Genomic DNA, 21,433 nt, shown 5'->3' with positions numbered 1-21,433 from the left:
AAGCTCCTTCCTGAGTGACTATCCCAATGAAAATAAAGTGTAGTCGGCGTCACAAAAAGATGCGGCGTTACGGAATTTTCCGTAAAGTGCGGTAGTCTGATTAAGCAGAGAAAAATCCTTCAGGAGAGAAGCCATGAAGTGGCAACAACGTGTTCGTGTCGCAACTGGCCTGAGTTGCTGGCAGATAATGTTGCATTTACTGGTCGTGGCCGTACTGGTGATGGGCTGGATGAGCGGCACGCTGGTGCGTGTTGGCCTGGGGCTATGCGTCCTTTATGGCGTCACCGTGCTGTCGATGCTGTTCTTACAGCGCCACCATGAAGCGCGCTGGCGCGAGGTGGGGGATGTGCTCGAAGAGCTCACCACCACCTGGTATTTTGGTGCCGCGATGATTGTGCTTTGGCTGCTGTCGCGCGTGCTGCAAAACAACCTGCTGCTGGCCCTGGCGGGTCTGGCAATTCTCGCAGGGCCTGCGGTCGTCTCGTTGCTGACCAAAGAGAAAAAGCTACGCAATGTTGCGTCTAAACATCGCGTACGCCACTGAGCCCGTCGTGGCCGCAATCACCAGTAGCGGCCACAAACTTCCCCAGACAATATCCAGACTCGCATCCTTCAGATAGATTTGCTTGGTGATGTCCGTAAAGTGCCGAATCGGATTTACCCACGTCAGATCCTGTAGCCATACTGGCATGTTCTCGACGGGAGAAACATAGCCCGAGAGCAAAATCGCGGGCATCATAAAGACGAATACCCCGATAAACGCCTGCTGCTGCGTCGAGCAGAGCGCCGAGATCAGCAGTCCAAACCCCACCAGCGACAGCCCGTAAATCACCATCGTGAAGTAAAACAGCGCCAGCGAACCGGCGAACGGGATCTGGTAGGCCCAAATGCCCACCCCCAGCACGATGGTGGCCTGGAACGTCGCGACGATCAGCGCCGGCACCGCTTTGCCGACGAAAATCTGCCAGGTGGCGAGCGGGGAGACCAGCAGCTGATCCAGCGTGCCCTGTTCGCGCTCGCGGGCGACGGACAGGGAGGTCACGATCATCACCCCGATGGTGGTGATCATGGCGATCAGTGACGGTACCACGAACCACTTGTAGTCCAGATTCGGGTTGTACCAGTTACGCACCACCAGCTCGCTGTTGTTGGGCTTCGGTTTGCCCTCCATCAGCTCCTGCTGATAATCCTTCACCACCTGCTGCAGATAGTTGGCCGCTATCTGGGCGCTGTTGGAGTTACGTCCGTCGAGGATCAGTTGCATCGGCGCGGTCTGGAAGGTATCCAGATTGCGGGAGAAATCCGCCGGGAACCGCACCAGCAGCAGCGCTTTTTGCGTGTCGATGGTGGGCTGGATCTCCTGCGGGCTTTTCAGCAGCAGGATGTGGGTAAAGGCTTTCGCACGGGCAAAGCGCTGCGTTAGCTCGACGGAATGCTTGCCGTTGTCTTCGTTGTAAATGGCGATGGTGGCGTTGGTCACCTCAAGGGTGGCGGCAAACGGGAACAGCAGTACCTGGATCAGCACCGGCAAGACCAGAATGGCGCGGGTTTGCGGCTCGCGCAGCAGGGATTGCAGCTCTTTGCGTATTAACGTCCATAATCGGTGAAACATCGCATCGTCCTCCAGTCGGGTGGCGCTTGCGCTTACCCGACCTACAAATCGTAGGCCCGGTAAGCGTAGCGCCACCGGGCGAAATATTTGCACGGTGTTAATCTAACCGCCGTTTGGTTTTCATCCACGTCAACCCGATAAACATCACCGCCGACGCCATCAAAAACAGGGTGTTGATAATCAGCACCACCGGAATATTCCCCGCCAGGAACAGGCTTTGCAGGGTGCTCACGAAGTAGCGCGCCGGGATGATGTAGGTCACGGCGCGGATCACCGCAGGCATACTGTCTATCTGGAAGATAAACCCGGACAGCATAATCGACGGCAGAAAAGCGGCGTTTAGCGCCACCTGCGCGGCGTTAAACTGGTTGCGGGTGATGGTGGAGATGAGCAGACCCATGCCCAGCGTGCTGAGTAAAAACAGGCTGGTGATAAAGAACAGCACCACCAGCGAGCCGCGGTACGGCACGCCGAGGATAAAGACTGACACCAGCATGCAGAGCAGCATTGCCAGCATGCCGAGGAAGTAGTAGGGGATGAGCTTGCACAGCAGCAGCTCGACGCGCGTCACTTCGGTAGAGAGCAGCGCCTCCATCGTGCCGCGCTCCCACTCGCGGGCGATGACCAGCGAGGTCAGTATCGCGCCGATTACCGTCATGATAATCGTCACCGCGCCCGGGATAATAAAGTGCTGGCTGATGGCGGCAGGGTTAAACCAGTAGCGCGTCTGCACGTCGATGAGCGGTTCAAACGTCTCGCCCCGGTCTTCCGCGCGCTGCATTTGCCAGAGCTGCCAGATCCCCTCCGCGTAGCCCTGTACGAAGTTGGCGGTGTTCGGCTCGCTGCCGTCGGTAATCACCTGGATTGGCGCATCGGTATTTGCCCGCGCCATATTGGCGGCGAAATCCACCGGAATGACGATCAGACCGCGAATTTTGCCGGCCTGCATTTTCTGGATCAGCTCCTGTCGGCTGTCGCTGATGGTGGCGTCAATGTAGGGCGACCCGGTCATGGCGTGAGTGAAGTCCAGCGCCTCTTCGCTCTGCTGCTCCAGCAAAATCCCGACCCGCAGCTTGCTGGAGTCCAGGTTAATGCCGTAGCCAAAGATAAACAGCAGCAGCAGGGGGATCACCACCGCGATCAGCCAGCTGCTGGGGTCACGCACGATCTGCCGCGTCTCTTTAACGCACAGCGCGCGCACCCTGCGCCAGGAAAGGGCATTACTGCGCATGGGCATTCTCCTTATCCCAGTCGTGGATGAGGGTGATAAACGCCTGCTCCATGGTCGGGTCCGGGACCTCATCGTCGGCGGCCTGGTTTTTCAGGTCGTCCGGCGTGCCGTGGGCAATCAGCTTGCCGCGATATACCAGCCCGATGCGGTCGCAGTACTCCGCCTCGTCCATGAAGTGGGTAGTCACCATCACGGTCACCCCTTTTTCCACCATGCTGTTGATATGCAGCCAGAACTCGCGGCGGGTAATGGGATCAACCCCCGAGGTCGGTTCATCCAGAAACAGAATATCCGGCTCGTGCATCAGCGAGCAGGCCAGGGCCAGCCGCTGCTTAAAGCCGAGCGGCAGCTCGTCGGTGGCGTGGGAGGCGATGTTGGTTAACGCGAAGGCGTCGCTCATGCGGCGGATTTTCTCGTTCTGCGCGCGCCCGCGCAGGCCGTACACGCCGGAGAAAAAGCGCAGATTCTGCTCGACCGTCAGGTTGCCATACAGGGAAAACTTCTGCGCCATATATCCCAGATGCTGGCGCGCCTTGCCGGAGCTGACCTTTAGATCCATGTCCAGCACCAGCGCCTTGCCGGACGTCGGCACCAGCAGGCCGCACATCATCTTAAAGGTGGTTGATTTTCCCGCGCCGTTCGGCCCGAGCAGGCCAAAAATCTCGCCGCGTTTAACCGCGAAATTGACGTTATCGGTGGCGGCGAAATCCCCGAACTTTTTGGTGAGCGATTTCGCTTCGATCACCGTTTCGCCCGGCGTGCCTTCCACCGTATGCAGAATGGCGGCAAGCGGCGACTCTGACGTACCCGCGCCGCCCAGCAGGTCGATAAACGCGTCCTCAAAGCGCGGTGCGGTCTCTTCTATTTCGATCTCAGGCATCCCCTGCGCCTGGCGAACGTCGTCGGCGGTGGCCTCTTTTTTGAGGATAATGCGCACCGAGCGGCCCTGGATCATCCCGTCGCTGACCTGCGGCAGCCTGAGCACCCGCTGCAGCAGCCTGCGGTTGGACTCCTGCGGGCTGTGTAGCAGGAAGCTGCGTCCGGCCATGCTCTGCGTCAGCGTCGTCGGCTCGCCCTGATAAAGCAGTTCGCCTTCGTTCATCAGCAGCACGTCCCGGCACTGTTCCGCTTCGTCGAGGTAGGAGGTGCTCCAGAGGATCAGCATCCCGTCGCCCGCCAGCTCGTGCACCATCTGCCACAGTTCACGTCGCGAAATGGGGTCTACGCCGACGCCGGGCTCGTCCAGCAGCAGCACTTTCGGCTCGCCGACCAGCGTGCAGGCCAGCCCCAGCTTCTGCTTCATCCCGCCGGAGAGCTTGCCCGCCAGCCGGTCGGTGAACGGGCCGAGGGAGGTAAACTCCAGCAGGCGCGCGAAGGTTTTCTGTCGGGTTTCGCCGGTGACGCTGCGCAGGTCGGCGTACAGGTTCAGGTTTTCCATCACCGTCAGGTCTTCATACAGGCCAAACTTCTGCGGCATATAGCCGAGCATGGCGTGGAGCGCGCCGTCGTCTTTTATCGGGTCAAGACCGAGCACGCTGGCCGATCCTTCATCCGGCTTGAGCAACCCCGCCAGCATCCGCATCAGCGTGGTTTTCCCCGCGCCGTCCGGGCCGACCAGACCGGTCACGTAGCCTTTCTGGATGGTGCAGTTCAGCGGCGCGACGGCCGGTTTGTCCATTCCCGCGAAGCGTTTGACCAGATTATTGAGCTGAATAACCGCGTCATTCATGTCGTTCCCCGCTGTCTACTTTTACGGTGACGGGCATGCCCTGACGCAGCGCGTCGTCCGCATCGGTGACGATGATGCGCAGGCGATACACGAGGTCGGTACGCAGGTCCGGTGTTTCAACGGTTTTCGGCGTGAATTCGGCGGTAGGGGAGACAAAGCCCACCTTGCCGTGATACGGCTTGTCCGGGCGGCCGTCGGTATAGAGCAGCAGCTCGCGGCCCGGCTGCATCTGGCCGAGATTTGGCTCGTCAATGTAGGCTCGCACCCACACCGGGCGGGTCAGGGAGAGCGTTAAGACGGTGCTGCCCGCGCTGAGCATGCTGCCCGGCTCCACGGCGCGGGTCATCAGCGTGCCGTCAGACGGCGCGATTAAGGTGGTGTCGTGCAGATCCAGCTCTGCCTGCGCCAGCTGTGCCTGCGCCTGTTCAAGGCTGGCTTTCGCCTGGGCAATATCCTGCGCGCGGTTACCGGTGCGGTACTGGCTTAACTTATCCTGCGCGGACTTCAGCGTGGCCTGCGCCTGGTCGCGGGACGAGCGCGCATTTTCCAGATCGTTGGCGGAAATGGTGCGGCTTTTCCACAGTCCCTGCTGGCGCGCGTAGAAGTTCTGCGCGTAGTCATAGGCGGCCTGCGCCTGTTTGACCGCGGCGGCGGCCTGGGCGATCTCTTCGTCGCGATAGCCTGCCAGCATCAGGTCATACTGCGCCTGAGCGACGGAAACGCCCGCTTTGGCCTGCATCAGCGCATTCTCATAGGGCGCTTTATCCAGCATTCCCAGCGTCTGCCCGGTTTTAATAGCATCGCCTTCGTCCACACTCAGCGAGGCGAGACGTCCACCGACGCGGAAGCTCATATTCACCGTGCGAATATCCACGTTACCGTACAGCGTCAGGCCTTTATCCTGATGGCTCTGGTACCACAGCCATCCACCGACTCCAGCGGCAAGCAAAACAACAACCACCAGAATGATGGCGACAGGTTTTTTCATGACTTCAGGCTCCTTTGCGTTAAGCCTTGCAGGATCAGATCGACGTGACAGGCGATCACCTTGCTAATCTGCGCGGCTTTATCCTCATCAAATTGTGTCCAGCCGGTGCGTAACAGGATAGTTTCCCTGCCCAGACGGAAGGCAAGGATTTCACCCAGCAGGGCGTGGGTATGCAAAACCGTCTCGGTATCACCGGCATCCCGACCGGTATAGGCGGCGATCAGCCGGGTCAGGTGTGAGTGCATTGGCTCAATCACCCGATCGTGCACCCGCTGATAGGCGACTGTGGGGGAGAGCTGCTCCCGGGAGATAAACTTGCTCAGGTTGAGCGTATCGTCGTGCGTCAGCAGGCGGATCATATCGTGGCAGGCATTGAGAATAAGCTGGCGAACGGCGGCGCGATCGGGCGACGGCTGGCCGAGCAGCGCGGTGGCTTCCTCAACGTGCGGGTGAAACTGCGTGCCGATAAAATCGGCGATCCACTCGGCGCAGGCGAGGTATAAATCCTCTTTTGAGCCAAAATAGTAGGTAATAGCCGCAATGTTCTGCCCGGCCAGCGCGGCAATATCGCGCGTGGTCGCATGCAGCCCGTACTCACCAAACTGCGCCAGCGCGGCGGCGATAAGCTGATTTTTGGCCTGTTCACCTTTGGTTGTTGTGGGTGTCGTATTCATGGCGGCATTAAGAATTAATCAATCGATTGATTAAGATTATGCCTGATTTACGCTCACGTCGAGGGAATGCGGAGGGATATTTTATGCGCCACGTCACAAAAGCTGCTACACTCCGCTCCTTCGCGACATTGTGGTTTTTGTCCTCCCCTATTCGTTATATCTCCCTGAAAACTACACCTGTGATGGTCGGGGCGGTTCGGAGTTTTTATGTCTTTTGATTCCCTTGGCCTGAACCCGGAAATTCTGCGCGCGATCGCAGAGCAGGGCTACGTTGAGCCAACCCCAATCCAGCAGCAGGCTATTCCTGCCGTCCTGCAGGGCCGTGACCTGATGGCCAGCGCCCAGACCGGCACAGGTAAAACCGCGGGCTTTACGCTGCCGCTGTTAGAGCTGCTGGTAAAAAACCAGCCGCACGCCAAAGGCCGTCGTCCGGTTCGTGCCCTTATCCTGACCCCAACCCGCGAGCTGGCAGCCCAGATTGGTGAGAACGTGCGTGAGTACAGCCGCTACCTCAACATTCGCTCGCTGGTGGTCTTCGGCGGGGTCAGCATCAACCCGCAGATGATGAAGCTGCGCAGCGGCGTTGACGTTTTGGTTGCTACCCCAGGCCGCCTGCTGGATCTTGAGCATCAGAACGCGGTTAAGCTGGACCAGGTTGAAATTCTGGTGCTGGACGAAGCCGACCGCATGCTCGACATGGGCTTTATTCACGACATTCGCCGCGTGCTGGCCAAGCTGCCCGCGCGTCGTCAGAACCTGCTCTTCTCCGCGACCTTCTCCGACGAGATCAAGGCGCTGGCGGAAAAGCTGCTGCATAACCCGCTGGAAGTGGAAGTGGCGCGTCGCAACACCGCCTCTGAGCAGGTGACGCAGCACGTTCACTTTGTTGATAAAAAGCGCAAGCGGGAACTGCTCTCCCAGATGATCGGCCAGGGTAACTGGCAGCAGGTGCTGGTCTTTACCCGCACCAAGCACGGCGCCAACCACCTGGCGGAACAGCTGAATAAAGACGGCATCCGCAGCGCGGCGATCCACGGTAACAAGAGCCAGGGCGCGCGTACCCGCGCGCTGGCAGACTTCAAATCCGGCGACATCCGCGTGCTGGTGGCGACCGACATCGCTGCCCGTGGCCTCGACATTGAAGAGCTGCCGCACGTGGTGAACTACGAGCTGCCAAACGTGCCGGAAGATTACGTTCACCGTATCGGTCGTACCGGCCGCGCGGCGGCAACCGGTGAAGCGCTTTCTCTGGTCTGCGTGGACGAGCACAAGCTGCTGCGCGACATCGAACGCCTGCTGAAGAAAGAGATCCCGCGCATCGAAACCCCGGGTTACGAAGTGGATCCGTCGATCAAAGCCGAGCCGATTCAGAACGGTCGTCAGGGTGGCGGTGGACGTGGCCAGGGCGGCGGCGGTCGTGGTCAGCAGCCGCGTCGTGCCGAAGGCGGCGCGCCGAAATCGTCCGGCAAACCGCCGCGTCGCAACAACGACAGCAAACCGGCGGGTGAAAGCCCGTGGCGCAGCGGCGAAGGGAAACCTGCAGGGGAAGGGCAGCGTCGACGCCGCCCGCGTAAACCTGCTAACCCGCAGTAATCTGGAAGCCCGGTCGTAAAGCCGGGCTTTTCTTTTTGCGGCAGCGAAGAGAAAGTGCCACAATAGTGGCTGTTTATACAGTATTTCAGGTTTTCCAATGGCTTTAACCGCTGCGCTTAAGGCGCAAATTGGCGCATGGTATAAGGCGCTACAACAGCAGATCCCCGACTTTATCCCCCGAGCGCCGCAGCGGCAGATGATTGCCGACGTGGCAAAAACGCTCGCCGGGGACGACGGGCGACATCTGGCGATTGAAGCCCCGACCGGCGTCGGGAAAACCTTGTCGTATCTCATTCCCGGCATCGCGATTGCGCGGGAAGAGGACAAAACGCTGGTGGTCAGCACCGCCAACGTGGCGCTGCAGGATCAGATCTTCAGCAAAGATTTACCGCTGCTGCGCAAAATTATCCCTGACCTGCGGTTTACGGCAGCCTTTGGGCGCGGGCGTTACGTGTGTCCGCGTAACCTGGCGGCGCTTGCCAGCAGCGAGCCGAATCAGCAGGATCTGCTCGCGTTTCTGGATGACGAGCTGACGCCAAACAATAAGGCCGAGCAGGAGCAGTGTGCAAAGCTCAAAGTCGAGCTCGACGGCTATAAGTGGGACGGCCTGCGGGATCACACCAGCCAGGCCATCAGCGACGATCTGTGGCGCAGGCTCAGCACCGACAAAGCGAGCTGCCTCAACCGCAACTGTCACTACTACCGCGAGTGCCCGTTCTTTGTCGCCCGGCGCGAGATTCAGGAGGCGGAGGTGGTAGTCGCCAACCACGCGCTGGTGATGGCGGCGCTGGAGAGCGAAGCGGTGCTGCCGGAGCCTAAAAACCTGCTGCTGGTGCTTGATGAAGGCCATCATCTGCCGGACGTGGCGCGTGACGCGCTGGAGATGAGCGCCGAAATCACCGCTCCGTGGTTCCGCCTGCAGCTGGATCTCTTCTGCAAGCTGGTGGCCACCTGCATGGAGCAGTTCCGCCCGAAAACCACGCCGCCGCTGGCGGTGCCGGAGCGGCTGAGCGACCACTGTGAAGAGGTGTATAGTCTCATCTCATCGCTGAACAACATCCTGAATCTTTATCTTCCGGCAACCCAGGAAGCCGAACACCGCTTTGCGATGGGAGAGCTACCGGAAGAGGTGATGGAGATCTGCCAGCAGCTGGCGAAGCATCTGGAAAAGCTGCGCGGGCTGGCGGAGATGTTCTTAAACGATCTGAGCGAGAAAACCGGCTCGCACGACGTGGTGCGTCTGCACCGCGTTCTGCTGCAGATGAACCGCGCGCTGGGGATGTTTGAAGCGCAGAGCAAGCTCTGGCGGCTGGCCTCGATGGCGCAGGCGTCCGGCGCGCCGGTCACCAAATGGGCCACCCGCGACGTGCGGGACGGGCAGGTGCACCTCTTTTTCCACTGCGTGGGCATCCGCGTGGCCGATCAGCTGGAAAAGCTGATCTGGCGCAGCGTGCCGCACGTGGTTGTCACCTCCGCCACGCTGCGCTCCCTGAACAGTTTTTCTCGTTTGCAGGAGATGAGCGGGCTAAAAGAGAAAGCGGGCGACCGTTTTGTGGCGCTGGACTCGCCTTTTAACCACTGCGAGCAGGGCAAGCTGGTTATTCCGCGCATGACGTTTGAGCCGCTTATCGATAACGAAGAGCAGCACGTTGCGGAGATGGCGGCCTACTTCCGCGAACAGGTCGAGAGTAAAAAGTACCCCGGCATGCTGGTGCTGTTTGCCAGCGGGCGGGCGATGCAGCGCTTCCTGGAGCACGTCACCGATCTGCGTTTATTGCTGCTGGTGCAGGGCGATCAGCCGCGCTACCGGCTGGTGGAAACCCACCGCAAGCGCATTGATAGCGGAGAGCGCAGCGTGCTGGTGGGGCTGCAGTCGTTTGCTGAAGGTCTGGATTTAAAAGGGGACTACCTCACGCAGGTGCATATTCATAAAATCGCCTTCCCGCCCATCGACAGCCCGGTGGTGATCACCGAAGGGGAGTGGCTGAAAAGCCTCAACCGCTATCCGTTTGAGGTGCAGAGTTTACCCGCGGCGTCGTTTAACCTGATTCAGCAGGTCGGGCGTCTGATTCGTAGCCACGGCTGCTGGGGCGAGGTGGTGATTTATGACAAACGTTTGCTCACCAAAAATTACGGCCAGCGGCTTCTGAACGCGCTGCCGATCTTCCCGATCGAACAGCCGGAGGTGCCGGAGGTAAAAAAACGCCCGGCAAAACTGGCCGCCGGGCGTAAGAAAAGCATCCGTGCTAAGGGGCGCGGTCCTACTGGTAAGTGAAGGTCACCTGAATCACGCTGCTGAACGTCCCGGCGCTGACGGGCATGGAGGTGGCGTAATAGCGCGCGGAGAGCGGAAAGGTCGCCGTGTGGTCACTCGGATTAATGGCGACGTTAAAGGCTGCCCGTGGGGCAATGAGGATCTTGTCCTGACGGTCAGCCAGCTCCAGCGCCAGCCCTTTCGCGCTGCCGGTGTTGGCGAATTTTGTCGGGTGCGCGCTGTCTGCCTGGCCGTAGAAAAAGGCGGTGGCAAGCGCCAGCGTGGCCGGGCAGTGCGACACCGACAGGGAAAAGTCTTTCCACTCACCGGTATCCCCCACGTCTTTAAAATTGCCCGACACCGCCTGGCCTAAATCCACCGTCAGGTTGCGGCTCGCGCTGTCGATGGCGCAGGTGTTGGCGTAAATATTCCCCGTCATCTGGATCTGAATATCGTCGGCGTGTGCCTGGGCAATAAGCCCAAGCGCCAGGAGAGCAATGATTTTTTTCATGTTGGTCACTTATAGGCGAGGGTGATGGTGGCAACGGTGTTAGCAGGACCCGGGGTCACCACGTCGCTGACCTGCTCGTAGCGAACCTGGAATGGAATTGTCAGCGTTTCGTTGGCGATGGCTTCGCTACGGGTATTGACGTAGGTATCAAACGTGGCGATGTTGTTGTCGAACAGCATTCTGACGCCGACACCCGTCGCGGCTCCGGGCTGTTGCGTGAGTTTCAGCACCCCTTCAAACGCCGTTTCATAGCCGTTTGAGCTGGTAATTTTGACCTCGGGTTGTACGGTGCTGTCGCAGTTCACCGTGACGTCAAAGTTTTGTTCTGGGCTGGATAACGTCCCTATGCTAATGAAATCACTGACCGGGAAATCGCCGAGATTTACGGTGAGGTTTTTCGGCAGGACGGAGCAGGTTACCTGATGAAGAATGACGTTGCCGGAATACGCAATATCGTTTGGATTGCCAATCCCTTCATGACCAAAAACGCCGATACCGAACTGGGTTTGGGCCTGCACCAGGGTTCCTGATGACACGGTATCGCTCGTTTTGACCAGCTCAAGCGTGACCTGAAAGCTAAACGACTGCGACCCGTCGGAAGAGACGTAACCAATCGGCGTTCCGCGCGAATCGCACTGCACTCCGCCAGCGCCGCTAATACGCTGACCCTCTTCATTCTTCAACGCCACGCCAACACCCGGCACGCCAGAATCGTATACGCCCTTCAGCCCCGGAATTTCCGCTCCCGAACCGTAGTAGCAAGAGACAATCTCAAGACCTTTGTCGCCGCTTTGATCGCAATTACCCGCAATATGAACGGTTTGCTCCGTACCGGGGATCGTCTCGCCAACGGCAAGCGTAGTCGGAACGGATATGGAGGCCACGTTAATCATTTTCGGCATATCTGGCGACGTGCAGGTTGCCTTTGCGTGCGGCATAAACAATGCCGCCGTTCCAAGAACCAATAAGAAAAAACACTGTTTGATCATTTGCATACTGTTTGCCCAATCGAGGTATCAATGACACTGCGCGGCAGCGTTAATGATGCTGGTTTTCTCTTTCTCATCCGTTAGCGCATAGTCAGCGACGCAGTGCTCGCTCGCATCCTGTCCCCAGGAAACGCTGAGATGCCCTTGCTGCGGCAGGCCCGAGAGGTAGGTCTGCCCGTCGTTACCGACAATAAACTCGCTGTCCTTATCCTCCGTGGTTACCGTTGCGCCGAAGGGCAGCGGTTTACCGTTTTTCGTGAGCGTCATCAGAACGCGACTGCCCACGCGGGTGTTAAAGCTGGCGCGCACCACGGCGCCGCGTGTTGGGGTCACTACCTGCGCCGCGTGCGTCACGTCGGCGTTGTCCGGCAGCGTTTCGGTATCCAGCGCGATAGTGTTGTGGCGATACGCGGTAACAAACGGCACGACGGTATAGCCGCGGAAATCGGTCTCCACGCCCGTCTGGTTAGCGATATGCGTCCCGTGCGTGCCGGGTGCTTTCACCAGCGCGATGGTCTCACCGAGCGGCTGGCTCAGGGTGATGCCGTTCGCATGGGCAACCACGCCGCCCTGCAACCCAACGTTAACGCTCTGCTGGTATTTATCCTGACTGACGCCTGCGCTCACTTCGCCATAGGTCGCTTTGTAATCAGCGTTCATGCTTGTTGAGTTACCGCTGCCGGTACTGCTCAGCCCCTGCTGGATATTCCAGTTCAGGTTATCTTCCTTCAGCGCCGTGCCGTTCAGGCCGATATTCTGCGTAGTACCGTCTTTGGTATTGTTCAGGTTGTAGGTGGCCCAGGTGTTGTGCATCCAGTGGTCCAGCGGAACGGAGACGTTCAGCGAGAACTGGTTGTCGTTCGTCACTTGATTACCGTCTTCATCACTGTCGTTGGTGTTTTTGTTCATGCTGTAGCTCAGGCTGTAGCTCACCCCGTGCCAGCTGTTGTTGTAGCTGACGCTCATGGAAGTCATGTCCTGGTTCTGGCTCCAGTAAGTCTCTTTCACCATGCTCAGGGTGACGGATCCCCAGCCTTCAGGCAGCGTCTGGTCGATGGTGGCCTCGGTTCGGGCGCGGCGCTGCTGGGGGGCAGACCAGTCGTCAGAGCGGGTATATGACTCCATGGTGTCTTCCAGGGTGTAAAACCCTTTGCTGTTGTAGCGATAGCCCGCGAGCGAGAAGTTGGTGCCTGAACCGGCAAAATCTTTGCTGTAGCGCACGCGCCAGGACTGGCCCTTGCTGGACTGCTGCTTTTTCAGCAGGGCTTTCGCGCGTGTGACGTCGATGGAGAACGCCCCGAGATCGCCCATGTTTTTCCCGGCGCCGAGCGCCTGGGACTGATAGTGGCTGCTCTGCTGCACGCCGCCGTAAGCGGTGAAACCATACGGCAGGCCGTAGATCGCGCTGCCCTGGGCAAACGGCGTCTTCTCGACGTCTTTGTCGTAAGAACGGTACCGCCCGGCGGTCACGCTGTAGCGCAGGTTTTTTTCACGCTGCAGTACCGGCACGGAGGCATACGGCACCACGAAATGGCTTTCGCTGCCGTCGGTCTCTTTCACGGTGACCTGCAGATCGCCGCTGCTGCCGGTAGGGTAGAGATCGTTAATTTCAAACGCGCCGGGGGCGACCGTGTTCTGATAAATGACGTAGCCGTTCTGGCGAACCATCACCAGCGCGTTGCTGTGTGCGGTGCCGCGAATGATCGGCGCATAGCCTTTCTCGCTGTCCGGCAGCATGTCGCTGTCGGATTTAAGCTCCACGCCGGTGTAGGGCACGCTGTCAAAAACATCAGAAGGCGAAGAGCTTTGCCCAACGGTGAGATCGCTCTTCATCGCCACGATATCGCGCTGGGCGTAGGTATAAACGGAGGAGAATTTTTGCTGCTCTTCCTTGCCCTGGGTGCTGCGATTCCACGTGGAGTAGTTGCGTACGCGCCAGGCACCGACGTTAAAACCGGGACGCAGGTTAACGTACTGGCTGCTGTTGTCCTCCTCGCCCGGCTGACGCGCATGGCTCTGGCTGGCGGTCGCGCTGTAGTTAAGAATGCCCGCGGTGATCCCCTCGTCGAATTCTTTCGGGTCGATATAGCCGCGTGGAACCTGGCCCAGGGCCAGCTGTGGAATACTGAGCAGCAGCTGCTGATTGCGAACGTGAAACGACGCGGAGGCTGCCGGGATGGCGGTTAAATCAGCGCACTGGCCTTTTGCCATCAGCGCCGGATATTTTCGGGTTTTGATCCCAAGGCTTTTTAAATCGCTCAGGCTAAAGCAGGGCTGGAGCGAACTGCTGCCGTGTGAATCTTTTTGCAATGTGAACGTGACGTCGCGGGTATCAATTTTATTATTGTTGATAAAGATAGCGACCTGATATTTACCCGGAGCCTGCCCTGGCCCTTTTTCGTAAATCGACAGATCGGTCTTACCCTGCTGCGGATTATCAATATCCAGCAGCGCCGGGTTAAAATAATCATCAGCCATAACCTGCTGCGCAAAGATCGCCAGTGCCAGGCCACAGAGAATGACCAGCAGGGATGAAATTCGGCAGGTGAACGGCTTTTTATGGCTGTACATGATTATCGTAATTATCTGCGTGTGATATTAGTGGACTGATTTCGACCAGGTCTGGCTGATGCTGCCGTAATCCGTAATAATGGAATACGCGACGGTTGAACCGCTGACGTTGCCAGGTAAGGCGAAATGCGTTTCCGTTTCCGGAATTGCCCACGTGGCTTTATCCACTTTGTGGCCGTTCAGCGTCACCTTCTGGAAATTCATATAGAAAGGCGTCGGGTTATTAACGACCAGATCGTTACCCTCGCGATGCCACTCAAGTTTATTGGCGACATCTTCCGGTTTGCCTTTCACCGCCGATGGGCGATACAACAATTTAATACGCGTATTAATGGCAATTTGCAGGGTATTCATCCCGTCAACGTGCTTAGACGAAGGGATGGCTTTGATATTCAGCCAGTACAAGGATTCACGGTCTTCCGGTAAATTACCGCCGGTGCGCACCACGCGCAGAACGTTATCCTCTTTCGCATCCAGGCGAAAAAGCGGGGGGGTTATCAGGAAAGGGGCTTTGGCCAGGTTTTTACCGCCAGAATCGACCCAGGACTGTACCAGATAATCCGTTGTATCCGGGTTTGAAAGACCAAGAGACGATTCCTTTTTATCTCCCTGGTAGACCAGACGTGTGCCATTAATAATGACACCTGCGTGTGCAGTGGCGGCCGCCAGTAAAAGCGTGCTCAGTAAATAACCGTGGCGCATAAATATTTCTCAATAATAGAAGAGATATTAACGCGTATAAACGCGTTAATATCTCAGGATTGATAATATCAGTTATAGATAACGGTGAAGGTCGAAACGGAATTAGCCGGACCTGCGGTAATCGCGGCCCCGGTTTGAATATAGCGGGCACCGAATATCAGGTCGTTAACCGCCGTACCGGAGGCTAACGGATATTGCTGAGAAGGGGTGTAAAGACTCACCGGCTGCTCGGAAGCGTCAACCAGCTGAATAGCTACGCCCGTTGCCGCATCCACATCCGGCGTTAATGCCAGCGTAGCGTTGTTATTTGCATCCGGCGTTCCGCCGAAGTTAATCGCGGCGGAGGTAACGGTTTCCGGACAGTCTTTTAACTGAATATCGAACTTTGTTAACGTACTGGTGGAGCCTGCACCGGTAAATACCGTTTTAGAGACTTTGCCTAACTGAACGTTTAACGGGTTACTCAACCCATTAACCACCTGACACGCTGAATCAATAATTTCCCCGGTGAAGTTGATCTGACCTTCGCCGTTTGTTGCCGCAAATGCGGATGCAGAACACCCCACCGCTGCGGCGATGAATAAACCTAAAGCAACCTTGTTCATAGTAAATCCTGGTATGTGACTGGTGCGAACGTTGCCTGGACGTTTTCACCGTTGACCCTTAATGACTTTCCGCTGGTTATTTAATCAAAAAATGTATAGCTAAGAATCTTCTATAGAAATCACAAATAATTGAAAAATTGCTTGTGTTTATTTTTTTTCATTAAAACAGCGCGTTGGGTTCGGGGATAAAACACTAACGGCCTGGCAATCATCAGGGCTATATTGTTAACAAGATGATGCTGTCAGGAGAGATGTCGTGGATTATCGCAAAATTATCAAAGAGGTAGGGCGCGGGAAAAATCATGCCCGCGATCTGGACCATGAAACCGCGCGTGCGCTTTATACCCGCATGCTTGAGGGCGACGTCCCCGACCTGGAGATGGGGGGCATTCTGATCGCGCTGCGTATCAAAGGGGAAGGTGAGGCGGAGATGCGCGGGTTCTATGAAGCCATGCAGGCGCAAACGCTGCGCTTAACGCCGCCCGTGGCAAAGCCGATGCCGATCGTCATCCCGAGCTACAACGGCGCGCGCAAGCAGGCAAACTTAACCCCGCTGCTCGCTATCTTATTGCACAAGCTGGGGTTCCCGGTGGTGGTGCACGGCGTAAGCGAAGATCCCACCCGCGTGCTGACGGAGACCATTTTCGGGATGCTGGGCATCGAGCCAACGCGTCATGCCGGTCAGGCGCAGGCGAAGCTGGACGGTCATCAGCCTGTTTATATCCCGGTCGGCACACTCTGTCCGCCGCTGGAAAAGCAGCTCGATATGCGTTGGCGCATGGGCGTGCGCAACAGCGCGCACACGCTGGCGAAACTGGCCACGCCGTTTGGCGAAGATGCCGCCCTGCGTCTCTCCAGCGTTTCGCACCCGGAATACGTGGCGCGCGTGGGGCAGTTCTTTGAGGCTATTGGCGGGAGGGCGTTACTGATGCACGGCACGGAGGGCGAGGTTTATGCGAACCCGCAGCGCTGTCCGCAGGTGATGCTGATCGATTCTGCCGGTACGCACGCCGTTCTGGAACGCGGGGAAGAGAATACCGGTGTGATATTGCCTGAGGCAAAAGATCCCCATACTACAGCCCACTGGATTGAGCAGTGCCTTGCCGGAAATGTTCCGGTTCCGCATTCGATCAAGCTGCAGATGGCCTGCTGTTTGCTGGCAACCGGAGAAGTGGAATCCGTCCAGGGCGGGCTTGAACGCGTGGCGCAGATGTTTTAGACAAAAAAAAGCCCGTCCAGTGGCGGACGGGCAAGCAAGGGTAACAACAACAGGGTCAATGAGGGTGGAGCAGCTCACCAGAGGGTATGGCGAGGGTACAACATTCATTCAGTCGATTATTTGTAGATAACCGCGGTACCGCTCAGCTTGTTATTGCCGTTAGCGGAGGTAATGGTGTATCCGGTTGCACCGGCAGCAGCGGCTTTCTCAGCCAGTTTGGCTTCCAGACCGTCCAGGGTGGTTGCGCCATCAGCACTCACCACACCGACTTTGTTCATGTTCTGTGCCTGAGTAGAAGAGACAGGCTCTACAGCGAAAGCGCCGAAAGACAGAGCGGACAGGGCAACAGCAGCTACAGCATATTTGATGGTTTTCATAATTAATCTCTCGCAGGTGTTTCTGTTAAGGGGACGATGTTCCGTCGATGTGATAAGTATCACGGTTTTTCGCGAGTGATAAAATCGAAGAGAATTGACGTGGTTGCTCAAAAAAATTGAATGAAAAATAACTTATTGAATATTAATAAATTCAAAGCACCGCTTTACACTTCTTGCGGATGCGCTTTACAGAAGCGATAAGAAGGGCACGTTTTGCTACGCGTCTGGCTAAAAATCGTGAGCGTAAAGGAACGCGCGGGCTCGGTTAACTTTGGTAAAGCAAAGTCAACGTAACTGGCTGTCTTTCGAACCTCTGCGATTATATCCCGAGTGCGACGCATTTTTTGAATCTTTATGCTGCTGACAGGTAATGCAAAGCCGTACGCCGGGAATGGCTTTTCGGCGCGCCTCCGGAATGGGTTCTCCGCATTCTTCGCATTCCGTTAAGCTTTCGCCGCGCGGAATTTCACCGCGGGCACGCGCAACCGCATCTTCAATTGTACTGTTGATCTGTTCGTTAACAGCGTCGTCATTTGCCCAGCCGGAAGCCATAGCATCCTCCTGAAATCGGTTTAGGCCATACGTTTACTATGGGGTTAAAAAATGAACAATCAAGGCGAAGGGAGAAGAGAACTGCACCCGTTGGGCAGATGCAGTCTTGCAGAAGAGACAGGTTATTTATAGATGGTCGCAGTGCCGTACATATGGTTATCTCCGCCAGCGGAGTTCACCACGAATCCTTTTGCACCTTCCTGACGAGCTTTTTCGGCGAGCTTAGCCTGCAGATCGTCAAGGTTGCTGGCACGGCTTACCGAAACGGTGCCCGCAGGGCGTAGCTGGCTCGTATCGGTATTCTGGGTCAGTGACTGAACGGCCATGGCAGAGAAGGACGCGGTCGCCAGGGCGGCTGCGATAACAGCAAGGGTCAGGTACTTTTTCATAATCACATCCTCATGAGGAAACAACAGGTGATTCCCTTTAAGTTTAGAAGCCTGACGAGTGTGACTTAGCGCAAATATTTGATGATGATCTGCTTATTTTTTGAACGATATAAATTGACAATTCGCTGACGGATCATAGACATAAAGGTGTTTGATTTATGGCGATTTTTTGAGCGTCGCAGAGAAAGATTTACCGTTGGGCCTGCAAAGGGTATCTTACGCCGCTGTTTAAAGGAGAATGCCATGACTGCCCAAAAGCCGGGATTGCACCCGCGAAATCGCCACCGCAGCCGCTACGACATGAACGCGTTGTGCCTGAGCTGCCCGCCGCTGCAGGACTATCTTGTTCAGACCCCAGCGGGTGAGCCCTCGGTCAACTTTGCTGACCCGCAGGCGGTTAAAATGCTGAACAAAGCCCTGCTGGCGCATTTTTACGGTGTGGCTCACTGGGATATTCCGGAAGGCTTTCTCTGTCCACCTGTGCCGGGCCGCGCTGACTACGTTCATCACCTTGCCGACCTTCTTGCCGAAGGCAACGAGGGTGTCGTTCCACAGCAGGCCACCATCCTGGATATTGGCACCGGGGCGAACCTGATTTACCCGCTGATCGGCGCGCACGAATATCAGTGGCGCTTTACCGGAAGCGAAATCGGTGACGAGGCCTTTGCCAGTGCCCAGGCGATTATCAGCGCTAACCCGGGATTGAGCCGCGCCATTCGCCTGCGTCGTCAGAAAGACGCGGCGTCGATCTTCAACGGCATTATTCACAAAAACGAAAGCTATGACGCCACGATGTGCAATCCGCCGTTCCATGATTCGGCGGCATCGGCCCGTGCGGGCAGCGAGCGCAAGCGCCGTAACCTGGGCCAGGACGAGGATGCCGCGCTGAACTTCGGTGGTCAGCAGCAGGAGCTTTGGTGTGAAGGGGGCGAAGTGGCGTTTATCCTGCGCATGATTGCGGAAAGCAAACAGTTTGGCCGTCAGGTGAAGTGGTTCACGACGCTGGTTTCCCGGGGGGATAACCTGCCACCGCTCTACCGCGCGCTGACCGAAGCGGGCGCCGTAAAAGTGGTGAAAAAAGAGATGGCGCAGGGCCAGAAACAGAGCCGCTTTATCGCCTGGACGTTTATGGACAACAACAAACGTCGCAAATAGCACCCCGTCGTAGGCCGGGTAAGGCGAAGCCGCCACCCGGCAACCAGGTTACAGCGTCGGCTCCTGCGGAGGGAGCGGCGATGCGGGCGGCGGCAATACCTGATAGGTCTGCACGGGCATCCGCACGTTCGCCAGGTCAAAGTGTTTCTTCACCATGCTGTCGAGCGCAAAGCGTACCGTCCACTGCTTCAGCGGCTGGGTGGTGAACGACACGCGCAGGGTAAACGCCGTATTCGTCAGCCCGACGATGCCGGCAAATGATGGCTCTCCGATCACCAGTCCGCGGATATCCTCCATCTCCATCAGTTCTTCTACCGCATCGCGCAGCGCCTGCTTCGCTTTGTCCGCATCCTCGTGGCGATCCACATCGTAGTTCGCCACCACGGAACCAATGCCGCGCACAAAGTTGGCGAAGGTGGTGATCGAAGACCAGGGAATGATGTGGTACGCCCCGGTGTCCTGGCGCACGCCAACCGAACGGATGGACATCCTCTCCACGGTGCCGGTTAACGGCCCGATGGTCACCAGATCGCCCGTGTTCATCCCGTTCTCAAACTGAATAAAGATGCCGGTAATAATATCCTTCACCAGCGTTTGTGAGCCGAAGGAGATGGCCAGCCCCAGGGCACCGGCACCCGCCAGCAGCGGGGCGATATTCACGCCGATTTCCGACAGCACGATCATGATGGTGATGGTGCTGATAATCACCGCCAGCGCGTTGCGGAACAGCGTTAACAGCGTTCTTGCCCGCGCGCTGGGCAGGGGCCTGCCGTGAATATCCGAGACCAGACGGTTCTCAATAAGACTCGCCAGCAGCGTCCAGCCGACGGCGGAGAAGAACAGAATCAGCGCGATGCGAATCAGGATATCGACCGTTTTTTCACCCGCACCGTTGTGCAGCCAGTTCCAGAAATCAAACAGGCTCCACGCATTCAGGAGCAGCATAATCGCCACGCAGACGGTGAGAATGCGCGCCACTTTGAGCGATACCGACATCCAGCCGTTTACCCGCTTTTGCAGTTCCGGATAACTCCGCTGGACCTGCGGCGACAGGGTGATGGTTTTCGAGATCCAGCGCGACAGCAGCCCCGACACAAAGGCCGCGATGCCGATAATGGCCAGGCTTTTGAACGTCGCCCCCATCATAAATTTCAGGCTATTGCCCGGGTCAAACAGCGAGAAGAAGCATAGTACGATGAAGTAAGCGCTTGCCAGCCAGTGCCACACCAGGGCGAACGCGCGAATAAAGAGGCTAAAGAACGACAGGGAGCGATCGGCCAGATTCAGCAGGCTTTGGGTAATGGTTTTTTTATTGTGGAAGATAAGGTACAGCGACCAGACGGTAATGCAGATCATGATCAGCACGTTTGCCAGCGCGCCAAACTGGACGTTCACCTGGTTGGAGATGATCGGCACGGCAACCAGCAGACCGTAGCCAATCAGCCCGCTGAGCACGCTCAGGCGCAGCGCCCAGTACTTCGCGCTCGCATCCCGAATGGAGAAAGGACGCAGCTCCGGCACGTGCGGACAAAAGAGTAACCGCAGCAGCGCCTTGAAGAACTCAATCAGGGCAAAGGCATTCAGGAAAAGCGACTGCTGGAAGGCGATGGTTTTGTTGCCTGCATTCAGCCTGTCGGCCAGCATCTGGCCTAAAAACAGCGTCATCGCCAGCAGCAGTAAATCGATGATAAACGCTGAGGCTATCATCAACGGCAGGTGCAGCCAGCTGCTTTTCTGCTGATTCTTCCTGCGTCCCCATTGCCCCATTTTGCGGTACAGCGGCCACGCGCACAGGCGCACCAGCCAGTAAAAAAGAAATACCGCACCCGCCAGCATCAGGAACTGCGTGGCGGCGGCGGTGAACGTTTGCGGGTTAAATGCCTTATGCGGTGAGCCAATCAGGTTTCGGTATAGCTGAGCGAAGCGCGAGGAGAGCGCTTCCCCGTAGTGGCGGCTCACGTCGGTGACGTTTTCCAGCACCGTTTTTTGCTCCTCAACCTGCGGAGGTGTGAGGGTTGGCACCTCCGCCTGCGGCGGCGTGGCGGCCACTTTCCGCAGCTGCCCAATGAGTTCCTGTCGGGATGTGTCGTTCTCGAGGACGTCGGCAAGGGCGCTGTAGGCCGCTTTTTTCTGTTCGGCATCGGGCTCGGGTGGCGGCGTGCTGTTCGTCGTCGCGGTGGTTCCGGCGGTGACGCCGGGGATCGCGACGGCGAACGATGGCGCACTAAACAGGCTTATCAACAGCAACAGGATCCACGGCACGGCGTCCTCCGGTGAAAATG

At 57.4% G+C, this 21,433-nt stretch carries 19 protein-coding genes; 5 read left to right on the top strand and 14 right to left on the bottom strand.

The window, feature by feature from the left end; all coding sequences use genetic code 11:
- Positions 1-133 precede the first annotated feature (133 nt).
- Positions 134-544 (top strand): YbhQ family protein, encoded by a 411-nt coding sequence (locus tag NQ230_RS16595; protein ID WP_014883088.1) that lies wholly within the window; start codon positions 134-136, stop codon positions 542-544.
- Here the strand turns inward: NQ230_RS16595 and NQ230_RS16590 are convergent.
- The 5 genes from NQ230_RS16590 to cecR all read right to left on the bottom strand — a co-directional run bounded on the left by NQ230_RS16590 (position 506) and on the right by cecR (position 6,234).
- Complete coding sequence (locus NQ230_RS16590) at positions 506-1,612, bottom strand: ABC transporter permease (RefSeq protein ID WP_023310860.1); 1,107 nt, start codon at positions 1,610-1,612, stop codon at positions 506-508. The genes NQ230_RS16595 and NQ230_RS16590 overlap by 39 nt on opposite strands.
- Positions 1,613-1,709: 97 nt before the next feature.
- Positions 1,710-2,843 carry an ABC transporter permease gene (locus NQ230_RS16585; RefSeq protein WP_193940191.1) on the bottom strand — a complete coding sequence of 378 codons (1,134 nt, stop codon included), beginning with the start codon at positions 2,841-2,843 and terminating at the stop codon, positions 1,710-1,712.
- Complete coding sequence (locus tag NQ230_RS16580) at positions 2,833-4,572, bottom strand: ATP-binding cassette domain-containing protein (RefSeq protein ID WP_159513694.1); 1,740 nt, start codon at positions 4,570-4,572, stop codon at positions 2,833-2,835. Before NQ230_RS16580 ends, NQ230_RS16585 begins: the two co-directional genes overlap by 11 nt.
- The gene (gene hlyD / locus NQ230_RS16575) at positions 4,565-5,560 is read right to left on the bottom strand and encodes a secretion protein HlyD (protein ID WP_159513695.1); all 996 of its coding nucleotides are present in this window, start codon (positions 5,558-5,560) and stop codon (positions 4,565-4,567) included. The genes NQ230_RS16580 and hlyD overlap by 8 nt, the downstream gene beginning before the upstream one ends.
- Positions 5,557-6,234 carry a transcriptional regulator CecR gene (gene cecR / locus NQ230_RS16570; protein ID WP_121425396.1) on the bottom strand — a complete coding sequence of 226 codons (678 nt, stop codon included), beginning with the start codon at positions 6,232-6,234 and terminating at the stop codon, positions 5,557-5,559. Before cecR ends, hlyD begins: the two co-directional genes overlap by 4 nt.
- Before the next feature lie 207 nt (positions 6,235-6,441).
- On the opposite strand from cecR, the gene rhlE reads away from it, so the two are divergent.
- Together rhlE and dinG are read left to right on the top strand one after the other, a co-directional pair.
- Complete coding sequence (rhlE, locus tag NQ230_RS16565) at positions 6,442-7,827, top strand: ATP-dependent RNA helicase RhlE (RefSeq protein WP_257258298.1); 1,386 nt, start codon at positions 6,442-6,444, stop codon at positions 7,825-7,827.
- Between the two features lie 97 nt (positions 7,828-7,924).
- Positions 7,925-10,102 (top strand): ATP-dependent DNA helicase DinG, encoded by a 2,178-nt coding sequence (gene dinG, locus NQ230_RS16560; RefSeq protein WP_257258297.1) that lies wholly within the window; start codon positions 7,925-7,927, stop codon positions 10,100-10,102.
- Here dinG and NQ230_RS16555 read toward each other — a convergent pair.
- The 5 genes from NQ230_RS16555 to NQ230_RS16535 all read right to left on the bottom strand — a co-directional run bounded on the left by NQ230_RS16555 (position 10,089) and on the right by NQ230_RS16535 (position 15,459).
- Positions 10,089-10,592 carry a fimbrial protein gene (locus tag NQ230_RS16555; RefSeq protein ID WP_257258296.1) on the bottom strand — a complete coding sequence of 168 codons (504 nt, stop codon included), beginning with the start codon at positions 10,590-10,592 and terminating at the stop codon, positions 10,089-10,091. The two genes, dinG and NQ230_RS16555, sit on opposite strands and share 14 nt — an antisense overlap.
- Positions 10,593-10,597: 5 nt before the next feature.
- Positions 10,598-11,587, bottom strand: coding sequence for a fimbrial protein (locus NQ230_RS16550; RefSeq protein ID WP_257258295.1), 990 nt, complete (start codon positions 11,585-11,587; stop codon positions 10,598-10,600).
- Positions 11,588-11,608: 21 nt separating this feature from the next.
- Positions 11,609-14,152, bottom strand: coding sequence for a fimbria/pilus outer membrane usher protein (locus NQ230_RS16545; protein ID WP_257258294.1), 2,544 nt, complete (start codon positions 14,150-14,152; stop codon positions 11,609-11,611).
- 27 nt (positions 14,153-14,179) lie between these two features.
- The gene (locus tag NQ230_RS16540) at positions 14,180-14,854 is read right to left on the bottom strand and encodes a fimbrial biogenesis chaperone (protein WP_159513699.1); all 675 of its coding nucleotides are present in this window, start codon (positions 14,852-14,854) and stop codon (positions 14,180-14,182) included.
- Positions 14,855-14,922: 68 nt separating this feature from the next.
- Positions 14,923-15,459 (bottom strand): fimbrial protein, encoded by a 537-nt coding sequence (locus NQ230_RS16535; RefSeq protein WP_024908718.1) that lies wholly within the window; start codon positions 15,457-15,459, stop codon positions 14,923-14,925.
- A gap of 256 nt (positions 15,460-15,715) precedes the next feature.
- Here NQ230_RS16535 and ybiB point away from each other — a divergent pair, with 256 nt between their 5' ends.
- Positions 15,716-16,678 (top strand): DNA-binding protein YbiB, encoded by a 963-nt coding sequence (gene ybiB / locus NQ230_RS16530; RefSeq protein WP_257258292.1) that lies wholly within the window; start codon positions 15,716-15,718, stop codon positions 16,676-16,678.
- 116 nt (positions 16,679-16,794) lie between these two features.
- Here ybiB and ybiJ read toward each other — a convergent pair whose 3' ends face one another.
- The 3 genes from ybiJ to mcbA form a co-directional block, all read right to left on the bottom strand.
- Positions 16,795-17,055 (bottom strand): DUF1471 family protein YbiJ, encoded by a 261-nt coding sequence (ybiJ, locus tag NQ230_RS16525; protein ID WP_257258290.1) that lies wholly within the window; start codon positions 17,053-17,055, stop codon positions 16,795-16,797.
- Positions 17,056-17,340: 285 nt separating this feature from the next.
- Positions 17,341-17,607 (bottom strand): DksA/TraR family C4-type zinc finger protein, encoded by a 267-nt coding sequence (locus tag NQ230_RS16520; RefSeq protein ID WP_029739810.1) that lies wholly within the window; start codon positions 17,605-17,607, stop codon positions 17,341-17,343.
- A 122-nt stretch (positions 17,608-17,729) separates the two neighbouring features.
- Positions 17,730-17,996 carry a DUF1471 family periplasmic protein McbA gene (gene mcbA / locus NQ230_RS16515; protein ID WP_121425390.1) on the bottom strand — a complete coding sequence of 89 codons (267 nt, stop codon included), beginning with the start codon at positions 17,994-17,996 and terminating at the stop codon, positions 17,730-17,732.
- A gap of 243 nt (positions 17,997-18,239) precedes the next feature.
- Here mcbA and rlmF point away from each other — a divergent pair, with 243 nt between their 5' ends.
- Complete coding sequence (rlmF, locus tag NQ230_RS16510) at positions 18,240-19,151, top strand: 23S rRNA (adenine(1618)-N(6))-methyltransferase RlmF (RefSeq protein WP_159513701.1); 912 nt, start codon at positions 18,240-18,242, stop codon at positions 19,149-19,151.
- A 48-nt stretch (positions 19,152-19,199) separates the two neighbouring features.
- Here the strand turns inward: rlmF and ybiO are convergent, their stop codons facing one another.
- On the bottom strand, positions 19,200-21,413 hold the full coding sequence (ybiO, locus tag NQ230_RS16505) for a mechanosensitive channel protein (RefSeq protein WP_257258284.1): 2,214 nt from the start codon (positions 21,411-21,413) through the stop codon (positions 19,200-19,202).
- Positions 21,414-21,433 lie beyond the last annotated feature (20 nt).

The sequence above is a fragment of the Enterobacter asburiae genome, from assembly GCF_024599655.1.
GTDB lineage: Bacteria > Pseudomonadota > Gammaproteobacteria > Enterobacterales > Enterobacteriaceae > Enterobacter > Enterobacter asburiae_D.
Note: the sequence above shows the minus strand (reverse complement) of the source record. Positions and strands in the feature narration are given on the sequence as shown.

What these genes read in the sequence shown, in the direction of transcription:
- mcbA (WP_121425390.1), bottom strand. Translation starts at nt 17,996, where the DNA reads ATGAAAAAGTACCTGACCCTTGCTGTTATCGCAGCCGCCCTGGCGACC.
- NQ230_RS16555 (WP_257258296.1), bottom strand. Translation starts at nt 10,592, where the DNA reads ATGAAAAAAATCATTGCTCTCCTGGCGCTTGGGCTTATTGCCCAGGCA.
- hlyD (WP_159513695.1), bottom strand. Translation starts at nt 5,560, where the DNA reads ATGAAAAAACCTGTCGCCATCATTCTGGTGGTTGTTGTTTTGCTTGCC.
- NQ230_RS16580 (WP_159513694.1), bottom strand. Translation starts at nt 4,572, where the DNA reads ATGAATGACGCGGTTATTCAGCTCAATAATCTGGTCAAACGCTTCGCG.
- NQ230_RS16550 (WP_257258295.1), bottom strand. Translation starts at nt 11,587, where the DNA reads ATGCAAATGATCAAACAGTGTTTTTTCTTATTGGTTCTTGGAACGGCG.
- NQ230_RS16590 (WP_023310860.1), bottom strand. Translation starts at nt 1,612, where the DNA reads ATGTTTCACCGATTATGGACGTTAATACGCAAAGAGCTGCAATCCCTG.
- rhlE (WP_257258298.1), top strand. Translation starts at nt 6,442, where the DNA reads ATGTCTTTTGATTCCCTTGGCCTGAACCCGGAAATTCTGCGCGCGATC.
- NQ230_RS16540 (WP_159513699.1), bottom strand. Translation starts at nt 14,854, where the DNA reads ATGCGCCACGGTTATTTACTGAGCACGCTTTTACTGGCGGCCGCCACT.
- NQ230_RS16520 (WP_029739810.1), bottom strand. Translation starts at nt 17,607, where the DNA reads ATGGCTTCCGGCTGGGCAAATGACGACGCTGTTAACGAACAGATCAAC.
- NQ230_RS16595 (WP_014883088.1), top strand. Translation starts at nt 134, where the DNA reads ATGAAGTGGCAACAACGTGTTCGTGTCGCAACTGGCCTGAGTTGCTGG.
- rlmF (WP_159513701.1), top strand. Translation starts at nt 18,240, where the DNA reads ATGACTGCCCAAAAGCCGGGATTGCACCCGCGAAATCGCCACCGCAGC.
- NQ230_RS16545 (WP_257258294.1), bottom strand. Translation starts at nt 14,152, where the DNA reads ATGTACAGCCATAAAAAGCCGTTCACCTGCCGAATTTCATCCCTGCTG.
- dinG (WP_257258297.1), top strand. Translation starts at nt 7,925, where the DNA reads ATGGCTTTAACCGCTGCGCTTAAGGCGCAAATTGGCGCATGGTATAAG.
- cecR (WP_121425396.1), bottom strand. Translation starts at nt 6,234, where the DNA reads ATGAATACGACACCCACAACAACCAAAGGTGAACAGGCCAAAAATCAG.
- NQ230_RS16585 (WP_193940191.1), bottom strand. Translation starts at nt 2,843, where the DNA reads ATGCGCAGTAATGCCCTTTCCTGGCGCAGGGTGCGCGCGCTGTGCGTT.
- ybiJ (WP_257258290.1), bottom strand. Translation starts at nt 17,055, where the DNA reads ATGAAAACCATCAAATATGCTGTAGCTGCTGTTGCCCTGTCCGCTCTG.
- NQ230_RS16535 (WP_024908718.1), bottom strand. Translation starts at nt 15,459, where the DNA reads ATGAACAAGGTTGCTTTAGGTTTATTCATCGCCGCAGCGGTGGGGTGT.